A 15511-nucleotide genomic window follows, 5' to 3' on the forward strand; every position below is an offset into this window, starting at 1 on the left:
CTTATCTTCCCGGCGTATAAGTAAAATGCTTACAAAAAGAGTTGAAGATATACAGCACAAGATGAATGTGCACGGCAACGCGAAACGGCCATTTCTCTTTGCTGTTAACTTTGAACTGACTGAAGGCTTTTTTTTAGAAAATCCTTTTGAGCAGGCAGAGATATTATTCGATATAAGAGGGCAGGGTAATTCTCCCGTAAAAAAACAGATTGAAAACGACATTCAATTTAGCCCGCAACCTCTTACCTATGATACCTATAAAGCGAAATTCGATATTGTTCACCAAGGTCTATTGAGAGGTTACTCCTATCTTACTAACCTGACAATAAAGACTCCCATATCCACCAATTTATCATTTCCTGATATTTTCGCATATAGTAATGCTCCCTATAAACTGTTATTGCCCGGTCGTTTCGTCTGCTTTTCTCCGGAACGGTTTGTGAAAATATCGGATAAAATTATATCTACCAACCCGATGAAAGGGACGATAGATGCCTCTGTTCCCGACGCCGCGCGGATAATCCTGAACGACTATAAAGAGACGGCAGAGCACAATACGATCGTGGACCTGTTGCGTAACGACCTTAGTATTGTAGCCGATAATGTGCAAGTCAGCAGATTCAGGTATATAGACCGGATAAAGACCAACAGAACCGATATTTTGCAGGTGAGTTCCGAAATCACAGGATGGTTACAGGGTGATTGTGTTGATAATCTGGGAGATATCATTTTCGGAATGCTTCCGGCCGGGTCTATATCAGGCGCACCAAAACCGGCAACCTTGGATATTATCAGAGAGGCTGAGAACGAGTCCCGTGGATACTATACCGGAATATTCGGCTATTATGACGGAAAAGAACTCGATACGGCAGTAATGATACGTTTCATAGAAGAGGAAGATGGCCGGTACTATTTCCGGAGCGGTGGAGGTATAACAGCCTATAGCAATTGTGAGAGCGAATACAAAGAAGTATTAAGTAAAATCTATTTACCGATAATATGAGACAACCTGTTTTTACCGAAGCATTAAAAATACTGGACGGTAAGTTCTGTAACCTGCCTTTTCATCAGGAACGTATTTTTCGTACGTCAAAGACCTTTTTTGCGAAGCCGACTTTGGTTGACTTATCAGAAGGCGATATTCCACTCGGATACAGGAATGGAATAGTAAAATGCCGTATAATATATTCCAGTCATATGATAGGTGTTGAATATCAACACTACAAGTTCAGAACAATCCGGAAACTTAAATTGGTATTTGATGATACCATCGACTATTCCTTTAAATATGCGGACAGGCACGATATAGATAATCTTCTCTCCCAAAAAGACGATTGTGATGATATCTTAATAGTAAAGAGTGGCTGCATAACCGATACATCATTCAGTAATGTCGTATTCAGAAATGATTCGGGCTTATACACTCCCGCTTCTTATCTGCTGGCGGGGACCAAGCGCAGGTTATTGCTTGAACAGGGCATAATACAAGAGAAAGAGATCAAAGCAGAGGACATGAAAGAATATTCAAGGCTATACATAATCAATACGATGATAGACCTTGAAGATGATGTAAGTCTCGATACTTCTGACCTGATATAGAGCCTATTTCAATAAGTTACTTTTTACAATAGTCTCCACTCTGGTTTTAGTCGAATCAGTCGAAATAGCAGTAACATCTCCCGTGCAGTTAGTGAAGTACACATAGTTGCCCCGATCATAAAAACGGTATACTTTACAACCTTCATGTTCGAAAAGGTACTCTACCTTATAAGTCTGATTATTATCGGAGGCTCTGCTGGCAACAGGCCGCTGTGAATAACACGAAGATAAATTTATGATCGCTATGCCGGTCAAAAATAAGGTAAAGAGTGTTTTCATATCTGTATTCTTTATTTTGTTAGACTTCTGTTCCTACTCATCGTCTTTTCTCTTCGAATCGTACTTCTTTCCTGCAAATATATCATATCTGCGGAACTCACATTGCAATGAACCATTAACAAGCTGTATTTTCTTAGATGGTTTCAGCCCTATTTTATCAAAGCATTCCTTCTTATAGCTGAGTACCCATGCCGAATAACCCATAAATACATGCTTGAAGCGTTCGCCTATCATTTCATATAATCCGCTCAGGTCTTCCGGTTTTATACGCTCTCCATACGGCGGGTTCGTAATCAATATCCCTTTTTCGGCAGGAGCCTGTATGTATTTCTCAAATGGCTTCACCTCAAGATCGATGCGGCGCTCCAGTCCTGCGCTTTTGATATTCTGTGCAGCTATATCGATAGCTTCCGGAGAGATGTCCGAACCATATATCCTGTGATTAAATTCGCGCTCTCCGCTATCGTCGTTGTATATGGTCTCAAAAAGGCCTGCATTGAAATTCTTCCATTTTTCGAAAGCGAAATTCTGCCGGTATATACCCGGAGGTACATTCATGGCTATCATAGCGGCTTCGATAAGCAGTGTCCCGGAACCGCACATCGGGTCCACAAAATCGGATTCACCCCGCCATCCTGTTTTAAGTATCATCCCCGCTGCCAGCACTTCATTCAAAGGTGCTTCTGTCTGGGCTACACGGTATCCTCTTTTGTGCAATGATTCGCCCGAACTGTCGAAAGATAAGGTGCATTTGTCGTGTGCAACGTGAAAATTGATAAGCAGGTCGGGATTCTTTGTATCCACGGACGGACGTTTGCCTGTTTTTTGCATAAAGTAGTCGGCAATGGCATCCTTTACACGATAGGCGACAAATTTAGAATGGGTGAAATAGTCGGAAAAAGTGATGGCGTCAATGGCAAAGGTACTGTCTTCTGTCAGGTGTTCGTACCAGTTCATCGCCTTTACCCTCTTGTATATTTCATCTGTATTTTTAGCCTTAAATTCAAATACTGGACGAAGTATGCGCAGGGCTGTCCGGCAGTGTATATTTGCTTTATAGAGCATTGCCAGGTCGCCATCGAAGGAAACCATGCGTTTACCTATCTCCAGATTGTTTGCACCTAGTCCGGTAAGCTCTTCCGCCAGAACATCCTCAAGGCCGGCCATCGTTTTGGCTATCATTGTAAACTCTTTCTTTATCATCGTTTGCTTATCGGCTTATAGTTTTATCTTTTTCGACTTACCTTTCGATTCGTTGTGGAAGGCATCTACTGCGGTAACTACATATTTGTATTCCTTTTTTCCTCCTTCGTAAGGCAATACAAGGCTGTTATCCCGTGTTATGGCGACAATATACTGAGGGTTGTCCAGATTCTCTTTTTCTCCTTTCGCAAAACGGTAAACCACATAGTATTGCGCTGTTTCGGGATCGTATTTGTCCGAATTACTTTTCCAGCTCAATGTATGAGAGGTCGCTGTATAGGATTCCTCCACCTTGTTTACCTTTTTGGGGCTTTTGTTGTGCATATGCTTATATGCCGGGATAAGGGCAGGGTATTTGTGGTAATTATTTTTCAATTGGGTAGCGATACCCTTATAATTATCCAACAACTCATAAGCGGGCCAGAAGCAGTTGCCATGTACAGTTGTGAAACTACGTGAAAGCACCATCTTTTCATTCAGCTGGTTATCTCCCGAAGGCTGTGTATTAGCATCCATTGTACGTTTTACATCCTGACCGATATAAAGGTGCTGATCGTAATTATTGAATGCCCACCATTTAATAAGGGTTTTATAATCGGCTGTCTTGTGGCCTATTTCCCAATATACCTGGGGCATATTATAATCTATCCAGCCATTTTTTACCCATAGCTTTACATCAGCATACAGGTCATCGTAATTTTGCAGGCCATTAGTATCGCTACCCGAACCGTCGGGCGTGCTTTTCTTATTGCGGTAAATACCAAACGGGCTGATTCCGAATCTTACCCATGGTTTTGAAGTCATCAGGGTATTTTTTATGTCCTGTATCAGCAAATTCACATTGTTGCGTCGCCAGTCGGCCAGTTGATTCTGGGAGAATCCCTGTTGTTTTGCATATGTATTAAAGCTGTTGTCATCAGGGAATCCTTCTCCGGCAATAGGGTAAGGATAGAAGTAATCATCCATATGTATGGCGTCCACTTCGTAGCGCATTACAATATCCTTTACCACATCGCAGATAAATTTGCGGTTGGCGGGGATGCCCGGGTCAAAATAGACTTTACCGCCGTATTTTACAAACCTCTCAGGGTATTTATAATATATATGGCTTTTTGCGAACATATCGTTTTCGCTGGCCGATACGCGGTAAGGATTGAGCCATGCATGCAGTTCCATATTGCGTTTGTGGCATTCTTCGACAAGGAATGCCAGAGGGTCGAATCCTCCTTCGGGAGCTACACCTTGCGTTCCGGTAAGGAAAGCGCTCCAGGGTTCCAGTTCCGACTTATAGAATGCATCAGCATAAGGACGTGCCTGGAAAATAACGGCGTTGATCCCCTCGGCATGAAGTTCATCCAGCGTTTTTATAAAATATGTTTTCAGCTGTGATACTGTCATTGTCCTGTATCTTGTTTGCCAGGCCGTACTTAGCCATGCGCCTCTAAATTCCCTTTTGGGATGGGCTATGTCAGTAAATGAGACACGTTGTTGCCGGGTTTTACAGGAGGACAATACAGATAGGACAGCAACTATCAGGAACAGATGGAGTACCTTATTTTTATTCATGGAGTCTGTTTAAAATATGTATTTATTTTTTATAGCGTAAATAAACTTTCACCGGATAATGGTCTGATGGCAAACGGGTTTCGGCTTCCATAGAAAATACTTCTTTCGGAAAATCACCGACATGCAGCTCTTTACTGTTTTCTACCGGAACACGGTACGTATCGGTAAGTACGCCATAGCGGTCAACCACAAATTTGCCGGTTACGAATATATGGTCGATACGGCTGTTAGTCATCAGGTTGGGTTTGAACGCGTTGAATGTGCCATTGAGCGCATAGCGAACTCCGGCTTTCTCATACGAATCGAACAGGATGTCCGAATTAGCCAATAGCTTATAACTTTCGTGGGTCTGATCCACATTGAAATCGCCTGTCAGTATTACTGCATCTTTGCCGCACATTTCCTCTATCTTTTTCAGTACCAGCCGGGCGCTGTGCCTGCGGGCTTCTACGCCTACATGGTCCATATGCAGATTGAAGAACCATATTTTTTTCTTCTTTTTCCTATCTTTAAATTGGGCCCAAGTACAGATACGTGGCAGGGCGGCGTCCCAGCCTTTATTCGGAAAGTCTGTTTGTTCGGACATCCAGAAATGCCCTGATTTCAACAGCTCAAACCTGTCCTTTTTATAAAATATGGGAGCATATTCCCCGGCGGTCTTCCCGTCATCACGGCCTACTCCCACATATCCGTACTGAGGCAATTCGCGTTGTAGATCTTCCAACTGATTGTGAAGCACTTCCTGTGTGCCCAGAATATCAAAGTCGTTGAATAAAATCAGTTTTGTAATTACAGGATAACGGCGTTGCCATCCGTTTCCTTTCTCTGCATCGCCCTGATTATTGTAACGGATATTGTAACTGCCCACTACTAAATCCTGCGAACAGATAAAACCCACACATAAAAAAATGAAAACCGATAAGGAAATAATTTTTTTCATAAGGAAAATTATATCGAAGTAATAATATTGAAGCTGTCTGGACTTTTCAAAAAAGTTTCTTTTAATCTGTTTTTATTCTCTTCGTCATGTTGAACGGTAGTGAAACATCTCATAAAACAAGATCCTTCGTACCTCAGAAACAACGTTCGGCAGAGCGAAGCGGAGCCAATGACAAAATAATACAAAAATAAAAAGTCCGGACGACTTTATTTAATAAGTAATTACAAAAGTAGGAATAATAACTAAGATGTCTTTTATATTCTGTAAAAGATAATGACGGATAGCATGTTTATTGGCAAATGAATGCTGTCTCACCTCCATAGGCCGGTGCACTTCAACAAATATTTCTACCCTTTATTTTCAAAATCTTCAAAAAAAACACAAAATTGCCTATGTATATTTACTCCGGCCATTAACAATAAAATAAAACAGGCTCATCTTTCCGGCGTATGACAACACCAGGTATAAGTAATAATTCTATAATATTTTCTGTCATTTTTTATCCTGAAAATTTGGTGCTTAGCCTTATTCTGTTAGGGAGAAAAAAGAAAGAAACATATACACCAGCCTCCTACTGTGCGCACCCGCGCGTAGCTTACGAAATGAATTTCCAAAATGCACAAATATCCTGCCGTGACCGGTATCCCGCTGTTATGTCCGTCCGGCAGGCTATTCCAATCTTCATGCAGACTTTCTTTTGGCTGTGCAGCTTATCTATGGCTGTACAGCCTTTTTATTTACAAATGACAATTTGAATAATCGAACTAAAGAAACCGGACCGACTAAAAGTTACGATTGTTTTAATGTTGCTGGTCGTCATCTGCGGCACTGCTTACGATTCAGGCGACGATGGGTATGGTATTAGAGCCTGTGAAAGGTGCTTTGCTTGACCTTCGATGGGATTGACACTTCCAATCATTGCAGGCAGAGCGTTTACTTTAAATCCGTAATCATTCATCCACACGATACAATTGTGCGGTAGCGGATGTAAGGAGCCGGCTCTTGCTTAAAAGAAAAAGGTTTCGTATGTTATCGATAACATGAGATTCATTATTTTATTGCTGTAGCCTCTGTGGTCGTGACGATCCGCAGTTTTTTCGCATATCCTGTGAAATATTTTACCGGAACTTTATCTATATATTGGCTGATAGCTGGAGCTCTTTGAAAGAATGAAATGGCGCCCTAAATTGGCTCCGCCGAACGTTGTTTCCCCTCGGGGGACTTACAATGAGGGTAAAAAGTAATAAGTAATAAGTAAAAAAGTGTAACCTTTGTTACCTTTTAACAGTTGCAAGTTTGCCTCGCCTTCGCTTCGGCGAATGTTATTTCTTCACCCTGCGGGCAGTTACAAGTTACGAGTAGACAAGATACGAGTTGTTAACTGCTGACTGTTTACTGTTCACTGATATCCCTGTTACCTTTGTTACTTTTTAACAAGTAGTAAATTTTAAGTAATAAGTAGTAAGTTGAGAAAGCTACATTACTGTTTACTGCTAACTGATGACTGAAAAAAGTGTTACCTTTTGCGCCTTAGTGTCTCTGCAAGAGATACTGTTAACTGTCAAGTGTATAACCAGGGCAGGAATAAATGTTTTGTATTATTTAAAACTTATTAGAGGTTTGCCCTGTTTAACATAAATACCTTATTTTTGTTATAACTAAAAAAATACAAATGAAACGGATTTTACCCTATATACTTTTTCTCCTTTTCACAACTTCATTATTGGCCGGTAAACCGATAAAGATAGGTGTGATAACAGATACGCATTATCTTTCGGAAAAACTGATGGACGATGGTTATGCCTTGCAGGATTATATACAGGTGAGCGGGAAAAATATTAAAGACGCCCCCGCAGTCCTGGATAAAGTCCTGGATGACTACCTTCACAGCGATATAGAAGTGCTGCTGGTGAGTGGAGATATGACAAAGGACGGGGAAAAACAAAGCCATCTCGATTTTGTAAATAAACTGAAACCATTACAGGATAAAGGTGTAAAAGTATTCGTTATCCCCGGCAACCATGATATAAATATGCCCGGTGCAGTAGAGTTTAAAGGGAATAAGGCTTTACCGGTACCGAACGTTACTCCGGAAGATTTTACTGATATTTACGCTTCATGCGGATACAATAGTGCTTTACTGAGAGATACGGCATCGTTGAGCTATGTGGCTTCTTTGGATGCCAATACATGGCTTGTGGCTATAGATGCGGCAAGATATAAAGAATATAAGACGCGGAGTATTTCGGGCGGAAAGATCTCTGCTGATACCGAAAAGTGGATTGTTGAAGTTTTAGATGAAGCCAGGCTACAAAATGTAAATGTAATAGGTATGATGCACTGGGGACTGACAGAACACATCGTATACCAGTCTATATTTTTCAAAGATTATCTGGTCGATGACTGGAAACGCTTTGCAAATCTTTTTGCAGATAAGGGTATGAAAGCTATTTTTACGGGGCATTTCCATTCGAACGATATTTCGGCTTTCACCTCTGATAAGGGAAATACGATTTATGATATTGAGACAGGGACATTATCCGGCTACCCGTTTTCTTATCGCTTTGTTGAATTGAGCGAAAAAGGTATGGATATAAAAACAAAAAATGTAACTTCGCTACCGGATAACCCGACACTGGCATCCGATGATAAGCAACGTATGCAGCTTTTATCGCATAAACTGACTATCCAAAAGCTGAAAGGGATGGGTTATAACCTGCCGGATGATGTATTAAAACAATTTGCGGACGTATTGTCCCAGGTATTTGTGTTACACCTGTATGGAGATGAAAAACCGGATGAAAAACTGAAACAATCGATGCTCAGATTATCTAAAGTAATGGACTCGCCAATGGATATAGAAGAATTACATGTCGATTTTCCACCCGCGGATAATAATGTCCGGATTACTTTCTGACAGAAGAAACCGAAAAACTTATTGAACTATGCTCCAATTATCATTATATCCAGACCAGATCGAAGCCGGATGCGACGAAGCCGGACGGGGCTGCCTTGCCGGGCCTGTATTTGCTGCCGCGGTGATACTGCCAAAGGATTTTGAATGTGAAGAACTAAACGATTCAAAACAGTTGACAGAAAAAGAGCGGTATAAGCTGCGTCCCCTTATCGAAGAAAGAGCTTTAGCCTGGGCTGTCGGGATCGTTGATCATAAGGAGATAGACAAGATAAATATACTCAACGCGTCTTTCCTTGCTATGCAACGGGCTGTGGCTTCATTGAAGATCAGGCCGCAACATTTACTGATCGACGGCAACAGGTTCAGGAAGTATGAGGATGTGCCCCATACCTGTGTGGTAAAAGGAGATGGAAAGCTATTGCCTATCGCGGCGGCATCTGTTCTGGCCAAGACATACAGGGATGATTATATGGCGGAATTACATGGGGAGTATCCTTTGTATGACTGGGATCATAATAAAGGTTATCCTACGAAGAAACACCGGAATGCTATAAAGGAATATGGGGTGACTCCCTATCACCGGCTTACGTTTAACCTTACGGAAAAGCAGCTGAAACTGGATTTTTAATAACCAAATTTTCCTTCGAAGTCTTTTGAGATTTCATTCATGAAATAAAGTGTACTCTTGCGTGTATTTACTCTGAATTCCCGTATATTGTCATTCAGTTCAACAGCGTTGTCGGTAATAAAGTCTTCCGCCCGTATTACACGGGGCAGTAGTTTGTCATTCGCCTGGTTTTCATACAAATAAGATATGTCAGTCACTTCCAGTACGCATTTGTCCTGAAACAGGAATCCGTTTATACGGTACCTCATAACCATTTTTTCGCGGACACCTTTCGAGTTGGCAGGCAGAAGTAGTTCGATCCTCGACTTAGCTATAAATTCATTATTCTTTGTATCGTGGCGTACACTTGAGATAAAAGGATCTTTGCCATAATTAATAATAGCCCACTCTTTCAGTATCTTGTAATTAGCATCTGTAGAAATATTCTTTTTTGAAGGAATCTCTTTTAAAAATGTCACTTTTCCATCGATGACGGGTACGTCCACGAAATCTTCACCCAGCTTTACTACTTGAGAAAAGCACAGGATAGGGAATATAAAACATATAATATAGAATATAAATTTCTTCATAGTTTGAGTCATTTGTGTGTTGCAAATATAGGAATATATTTGAGAACTCAAAATATATGAGAGATGCTATTCCATTTTACGATTGTGTGGCTTCCAGATAATTTTTTAATGTATTAGAATACATTTCCAGCATCTTATCCCACACAAAGTCATAGTCGATATAGTCGAGATCTATTTTACTTATTTGTTTATCCAGGTAAGTTTTAAAATCATCCAACTGCCCGGCTGTGTACTTTTCGTTGAACTTATCCACTTTGTAAAACATGTCATAGGCCATGTAATTACAAGGATATATCTCGTAATTGGAATGTATCTCCTTATCTATGATTTTAGCGGCCAGTTCGGGCTGCAAACGCTTGTCCGGTTCTGTAATCTTGTCCAGTTCGGGGTTGATACAGTTCCCGAAGCGGAATATCACGTTCCCTTTCTGTCCCAGTATGCCGATTTCCATATTCAGAAGATCGTCTCGTTGAGATTTCTTAAAATCAGGATTGTCGCGTTTTTGCTGAAATTCTTTGGCTTTCAGATAATCGCACGGGTCATATTCATATGAAATGGAAAGCGGTATAAGATTCAGTTCTTTCAGGCTTTCAATAAACGGTTTATCTTCGGGATATAACGCCAGCATTTTCAACAGGCTGTCCTGTGTACGGTCATCTGCATTTTTTGCACGGCCTTCGCGCTGGGCAATCCAGACCGATTCATCTTTGGAAGATATTACATGGTGGATATATTCGGATAGGTGTTTAGATGCGGTAAGCCTCTCTTTTATAGAAAGTCCCCGTCTTACTATAAAGCTTTTGTTGAGCCTTACCAACTTGTCTATCCACGGATGGATAAGCAGATTATCGCCAATGGCGATTTCGGTTGTTTTGAATCCTTCCTTATGACGCAGGATGTTCAGTAATCCGGCATCCAGAACAATATCCCTGTGATTGGATAAAAAGAGGTGTTGTACCGATTTGTCGATAGTTTCCCATTTGTCGCCTTTAATACTGGTTGCTACCTTCATACCCAGCATAGTTACAACCGGATATATCATTTCCGACTGAAACTGTTCTTTGGATTTATATCTCAGCATTTCCGCTGAAAATTCATCCCAGTCTATATTCGGTATTATATATTTTACAGCGTGCTGAAACCCCGGATCTACCAGTATATCCTGAATGGCTTGTTCCACCTCATGATCGTATAGAGGTGCTATGTCATCAAATTTATTACTCATGGCATGTAAATTCAATTCGCGTTAAATTCGTTTTCTATAATTTCCGTCAGCACATCAGTAATGTTTAATCCAGCTGCAGCTACCTGCTGAGGAATGAAACTTGTCTGTGTCATGCCGGGAACGGTATTTACTTCCAGTAAGTACGGTATGGTGTCAGAAATAATGAAATCTACTCTGATAATACCTTTAGCTCCTACCATATCATATATTCTGCGAGTTAATCGCTGTATTTCATTTGTCATATTATCCGGTATGCGGGCAGGGGTAATTTCTTCTACCTGGCCCTCATATTTGGCTTCATAGTTAAAAAACTCATTAGGAGTGACTACTTCCGTAATAGGAAAGACCACTTCTTTATCCTTTATTTTATAACAACCGCAGGTGACTTCTTGTCCGCTGATAAAGTTCTCGATAATAACTTCGGGAGTTTCGCCGAATGCGATGTCTATAGCTTTTTGTAGTTGTTCTATCGATTTTACTTTAGTTGTAGCAAAACTCGAACCTCCTGTGTTTGGCTTTACAAACATAGGAAATCCCAGCTTTGCAGCGATGTCATCTATACTGCATCTTGTTTCTTTATTCAAATATAAGGAATCTGCGACTCTTATTCCAAAGTTTTTAAGGAAATTATTGCAGACAAATTTGTTCATGGTCAAAGAAGAGGCCATCATGCCACAGGTGGAATAGGGGATATTGAGCATATCGAAGTAGCCTTGCAAGCGGCCGTCTTCGCCCGGAGTACCGTGTATGATGATGAATGCAAAATCAAATTTTATCTTTTCGCCTTTTTGCGGATGTGTAAAGCTGAAATCGTTTTTATCGACAGGATATATCTCTCCGTCTGCATCGACAGTCCAGCCTTCTCTTACTATTTTAACTTTGTGGATGTTGTATTTTTCTTTATTCAAAAAAGAATAGACGCCGGACATGCTTTTTTCCGATACTACTATTTCGGAAGAATATCCTCCCCATACTATGGCGATGTTTCGTTTCATTGGTCGATTAAACTTGATAGTTAAGGTCAAAGACCTATTTATTACTTTTATATATGAAACAACAACAGATAGTTATGATTAATTATTGTTGTATTAAATTTCTTCGTTCCTTTTTATATTTCCCTGTTGGCTATATATCCCCGCCATTTTTCGAGCAGCTGGCTCATATCATCCGGTATAGGCGCTTCGAACATGAGTTCTTCCCCGGTACGGGGTTGTATGAAACCCAGAGTCTGCGCATGTAGCGCCTGGCGCGGACATATATTGAAGCAATTCTGAACGAACTGCTTATATTTTGCAAAATGAGTTCCTTTCAGTACTTCGTGGCCACCGTATCGTTCATCGTTGAATAATGTATGGCCTATATATTTCATGTGTACACGTATCTGGTGTGTACGTCCCGTTTCCAAACGGCATTGTACCAATGATACATAACCAAGGCGTTCGAGTACCTTATAATGTGTGATGGCCGGTTTACCATGGTCTCCGTCTTTAAAAACAGTCATCAGCATACGGTCTTTCAGATCGCGGCCGATATTGCCTTCTATTCGTCCTTCGTCTTCTTCGATTGCACCCCAGACAAGTGCCACATATTGGCGCTTTGTGGTTTTGTTGAAAAACTGAGCGGATAGATGTGCTTTTGAATAAGCATTCTTGGCTACCACAATCAGCCCCGAAGTGTCTTTATCGATGCGGTGGACAATTCCCAAACGCGGGTCTTTGGCGTCATATTCGGGTGTATCTTTCAGACGGTAGGCTACGGCGTTTACCATAGTACCTTGGTAATTCCCGAATCCGGGATGTACGACAAGTCCCGGCGGTTTATTTATGACCATCAGATCGTCATCTTCATAAACCACATCCAACGGTATATCTTCCGGTATGATTTCCAGTTCGCGTGGCGGACGGTTCATCACGACAGATATAACATCCAGTGGTTTTATCTTATAATTCGATTTTACGGGATTTTCATTGACCAGGATGCAATTTGCTTCGGCTGCCTGCTGTATTCTGTTGCGCGACACTCCGACAATATGCATTGCCAGATATTTATCTACACGTATCATGCCCTGCCCTTTGTCGGCTACAAACCGGTAATGTTCGTACAGGCCTGAATCTTCCTGTCCTTCGGTTAATTCATCTTCCGGAAGGTCTTCTATATTGTCAAAAGAATCGTTCATTATTATTGAAAGAAAGATTCATCTACATTAGTATCTGCATCGGGAATGCTGTCTTCAAGAACTTCTCCTCCGGCGCCAACAGTCATCCTCAGGGTAGAACCTTTCGGTATTTTTTGATTTGGAGACAACGTTTGCCCCTTATATGAAACTGAGATAACGATGCCGGCGTATGCCGATGGAACTTCGTCTATGATGATCTTATTAAATCCGAGTGAATTAAGCTGGGCTTCCGCCTGACGGCGCGAGTAGTCTTTTAGTTCAGGTATAGCTACCATTTGAATACCTTTGGCCTGAATAGTAAGGAAAATGGTGCGTCCTTCTTTTACTTTCGATTGTTCTTTTGGGGTTTGTTCCGTAATAGCTCCCGGAACACCTCCTGTGGTGAAGATAGAATCCACGACTTCATATCGGAGATTTGCCGCTTTCAGAATACCTTCGGCATCTTCTACCTGCAATCCCTTTACGGCAGGTACAATGACAGATTCGTCGTGTTTGGTATATCTGTTTAAAAAGAATAATATGATAATCACCAGAACGAGTCCTGCGGCAATCATCAACAATATATTCTTAACATAGATATTGGTAAGAAATCTCGAAACAAAGCTTTTTTTCTCCATGTAAACAAATTAAGTAAGGTCGCAGACCTATTCCATATTGAACGTGATGCAAAAATATTAAAAAAATACGGGTTTTGCTTCTTTTACATTACATATTTATGTTATTATAAGCTAAAGATGATAGTGCAAAAAAAGGATAGCCAAAGAATGACTATCCTTTTATATAAGGAAAGAATTATTTCTTATTCCGATTTAGATATTGGTATCTGGCGTTTAACTCCCTGGCTAAGAGAAATCATAGTTTCGGTAGCTACAACACCCGGTATATCCTGTATTTTGTTATTCAGCAGATCCATCAGATGCTCATTGTCGCGGGCATACAGTTTGATAAGAATAGTATATGGTCCTGTTGTAAAATGAGATTCGACGATTTCAGGAATCTTGTCCAGTTCAGGGATTACAGTCTTGTACATGGAGCCTCTTTCCAGCTTTACCCCGATATACGTACAAGTGTTATACCCCAATACCTTTGGATTTACAAAATAACCGGAACCTACTATCACATCCATCTCGATCATGCGTTGTACACGCTGATGAATGGCAGCACGGGAGACACCACACTCAAGAGCTACATCTTTGAATGGAATCCTCGCATTCTGAGATATAATCTCCAGTATCTTCTTATCAAGTTTGTCAATTTTCTGCATAATATGAGCGTTTTATCGTTATTTTAATCCAAATATAGGATATTTTTTATAAAAACAAGACTTTTTGCTCGAAAATTTACATTGGATGTGCCAAAATATTATCTAAATCTTACTTTTTGACTTATTTTTTTTCAATATCCAATAATTCGATATCGAAAATCAAAGTGGAGAAAGGTTTGATAGTTCCTCTGTCCTGTGCGCCATAAGCTAGGTCGTAAGGAATGTAAACCTGCCATTTAGATCCTACAGACATTAGCTGAAGAACTTCTGTCCATCCTTTGATAACTGCGCTGACATTGAATGTAGCAGGTTCTTTTCTGTCTACAGAACTGTCGAATACAGTGCCATCGAGAAGAGTTCCGTGGTAATGTACTTTTACTACATCTGTTGCTGTTGGTTTAGCTCCTGTACCTTCTTTTACTATTTTGTACTGAAGTCCGTCAGGAAGAGTCACAACACCTTCTTTAGCTTTATTTTCGTCAAGGAATTTTTGTCCTGCTTCTATCTGAGGCGCATATTGTTTTTTCAATTCTTCTTCTTGTCTTGCCTGAGCTTTTGCTTGTACTTCCTGCATCTTTACCTGGAAAAGAGAAGCCGGATCATTTACGGCAAATTTGCCTTTTTTCAGAGCGGTAGCCATAGCAGCTATGAAAGCGCTGGTGTTGATCTTTTCTTTAGAATCGGGACCGTACATCTGACTGATCAGATTGGGGAACATTTGTTTCGAGATTTGTCCACCTACCGATACTCCTGCATAGTATGCGGATTTAGAATCCGGAGCATCGATGCTTTCTTTCAATCCTTTCAGGAACTCAGCAATATTTCTTTCGTTTACTTTTACAGTAGAGTCAAGCTTGTGTTTCATTACTTTTTGTAATGAGTCTTTTTTGAAAGAGTCTTGCTCTGCTTCAATTTGTCTTTTGTAAAAAGAACTCAGACCTGTAGTATCACTGACCACACCTAATTGTTGTAGGTGCATAGAAAGCCCCTGGTCATAAAGGCTTGCTCCAAAAGCATAAGAAATAGTATCATTTTCGGTTTTCAATGAAGCTTCTGATGAAACGCTTCCTCCACAAGATGTAAACAACGCTCCTACGGCTACAAAAGCACCAAGGGCAACAACTTGAATTTTTTTCATGTTTTAA

14 protein-coding genes and 1 pseudogene are annotated in these 15511 nt (G+C 40.7%); 4 read left to right on the top strand and 11 right to left on the bottom strand.

Annotated features, from left to right (window positions below; genetic code table 11):
• The first annotated feature begins 25 nt into the window (after positions 1 to 25).
• On the top strand, positions 26 to 1003 hold the full coding sequence (locus tag ACYQ3L_RS26205) for an aminodeoxychorismate synthase component I (protein WP_379996826.1): 978 nt from the start codon (positions 26 to 28) through the stop codon (positions 1001 to 1003).
• Positions 1000 to 1599, top strand: coding sequence for an aminotransferase class IV (locus ACYQ3L_RS26210; RefSeq protein ID WP_379996828.1), 600 nt, complete (start codon positions 1000 to 1002; stop codon positions 1597 to 1599). Before ACYQ3L_RS26205 ends, ACYQ3L_RS26210 begins: the two co-directional genes overlap by 4 nt.
• Positions 1600 to 1602: 3 nt before the next feature.
• On the opposite strand, the gene ACYQ3L_RS26215 is transcribed toward ACYQ3L_RS26210, so the two are convergent.
• The 4 genes and pseudogenes from ACYQ3L_RS26215 to ACYQ3L_RS26230 form a co-directional block, all read right to left on the bottom strand.
• Entirely contained in the window at positions 1603 to 1878 is a 276-nt protein-coding gene (locus tag ACYQ3L_RS26215) for a DUF4884 domain-containing protein (protein ID WP_291108800.1), read from the bottom strand.
• 36 nt (positions 1879 to 1914) lie between these two features.
• A pseudogene (locus tag ACYQ3L_RS26220) lies at positions 1915 to 3060 on the bottom strand (THUMP domain-containing class I SAM-dependent RNA methyltransferase); the annotation flags it as partial.
• Between the two features lie 36 nt (positions 3061 to 3096).
• Complete coding sequence (locus ACYQ3L_RS26225; RefSeq protein WP_379996831.1) at positions 3097 to 4647, bottom strand: glycoside hydrolase family 10-like protein; 1551 nt, start codon at positions 4645 to 4647, stop codon at positions 3097 to 3099.
• A gap of 22 nt (positions 4648 to 4669) precedes the next feature.
• Positions 4670 to 5587 carry an endonuclease/exonuclease/phosphatase family protein gene (locus ACYQ3L_RS26230; protein ID WP_379996833.1) on the bottom strand — a complete coding sequence of 306 codons (918 nt, stop codon included), beginning with the start codon at positions 5585 to 5587 and terminating at the stop codon, positions 4670 to 4672.
• 1672 nt (positions 5588 to 7259) lie between these two features.
• Between ACYQ3L_RS26230 and ACYQ3L_RS26235 the strand changes: the two genes are divergently transcribed.
• Both ACYQ3L_RS26235 and rnhB read left to right on the top strand, forming a co-directional pair.
• Positions 7260 to 8504: a metallophosphoesterase family protein gene (locus ACYQ3L_RS26235; RefSeq protein WP_379996835.1), complete on the top strand. Its 1245-nt coding sequence runs from the start codon at positions 7260 to 7262 to the stop codon at positions 8502 to 8504.
• A gap of 28 nt (positions 8505 to 8532) precedes the next feature.
• Positions 8533 to 9132, top strand: coding sequence for a ribonuclease HII (gene rnhB, locus ACYQ3L_RS26240; RefSeq protein ID WP_379996837.1), 600 nt, complete (start codon positions 8533 to 8535; stop codon positions 9130 to 9132).
• On the opposite strand, the gene ACYQ3L_RS26245 is transcribed toward rnhB, so the two are convergent.
• The 7 genes from ACYQ3L_RS26245 to bamJ all read right to left on the bottom strand — a co-directional run bounded on the left by ACYQ3L_RS26245 (position 9129) and on the right by bamJ (position 15504).
• The gene (locus ACYQ3L_RS26245) at positions 9129 to 9701 is read right to left on the bottom strand and encodes a DUF4468 domain-containing protein (protein WP_379996839.1); all 573 of its coding nucleotides are present in this window, start codon (positions 9699 to 9701) and stop codon (positions 9129 to 9131) included. The genes rnhB and ACYQ3L_RS26245 overlap by 4 nt on opposite strands.
• A 76-nt stretch (positions 9702 to 9777) precedes the next feature.
• Positions 9778 to 10926: a hypothetical protein gene (locus ACYQ3L_RS26250; protein WP_379996841.1), complete on the bottom strand. Its 1149-nt coding sequence runs from the start codon at positions 10924 to 10926 to the stop codon at positions 9778 to 9780.
• 11 nt (positions 10927 to 10937) lie between these two features.
• Positions 10938 to 11921 carry a D-alanine--D-alanine ligase gene (locus ACYQ3L_RS26255; protein ID WP_379996843.1) on the bottom strand — a complete coding sequence of 328 codons (984 nt, stop codon included), beginning with the start codon at positions 11919 to 11921 and terminating at the stop codon, positions 10938 to 10940.
• A gap of 113 nt (positions 11922 to 12034) precedes the next feature.
• Positions 12035 to 13102 (bottom strand): RluA family pseudouridine synthase, encoded by a 1068-nt coding sequence (locus ACYQ3L_RS26260; protein WP_379996845.1) that lies wholly within the window; start codon positions 13100 to 13102, stop codon positions 12035 to 12037.
• 2 nt (positions 13103 to 13104) lie between these two features.
• Positions 13105 to 13719 (bottom strand): PASTA domain-containing protein, encoded by a 615-nt coding sequence (locus ACYQ3L_RS26265; RefSeq protein WP_379996847.1) that lies wholly within the window; start codon positions 13717 to 13719, stop codon positions 13105 to 13107.
• 182 nt (positions 13720 to 13901) lie between these two features.
• The gene (locus ACYQ3L_RS26270; RefSeq protein ID WP_006799740.1) at positions 13902 to 14366 is read right to left on the bottom strand and encodes an Lrp/AsnC family transcriptional regulator; all 465 of its coding nucleotides are present in this window, start codon (positions 14364 to 14366) and stop codon (positions 13902 to 13904) included.
• Between the two features lie 121 nt (positions 14367 to 14487).
• The gene (gene bamJ / locus ACYQ3L_RS26275; RefSeq protein WP_379996849.1) at positions 14488 to 15504 is read right to left on the bottom strand and encodes a BamJ family beta-barrel-assembly machinery protein; all 1017 of its coding nucleotides are present in this window, start codon (positions 15502 to 15504) and stop codon (positions 14488 to 14490) included.
• Positions 15505 to 15511: the final 7 nt, after the last annotated feature.

Source organism: Dysgonomonas termitidis, from assembly GCF_054657735.1.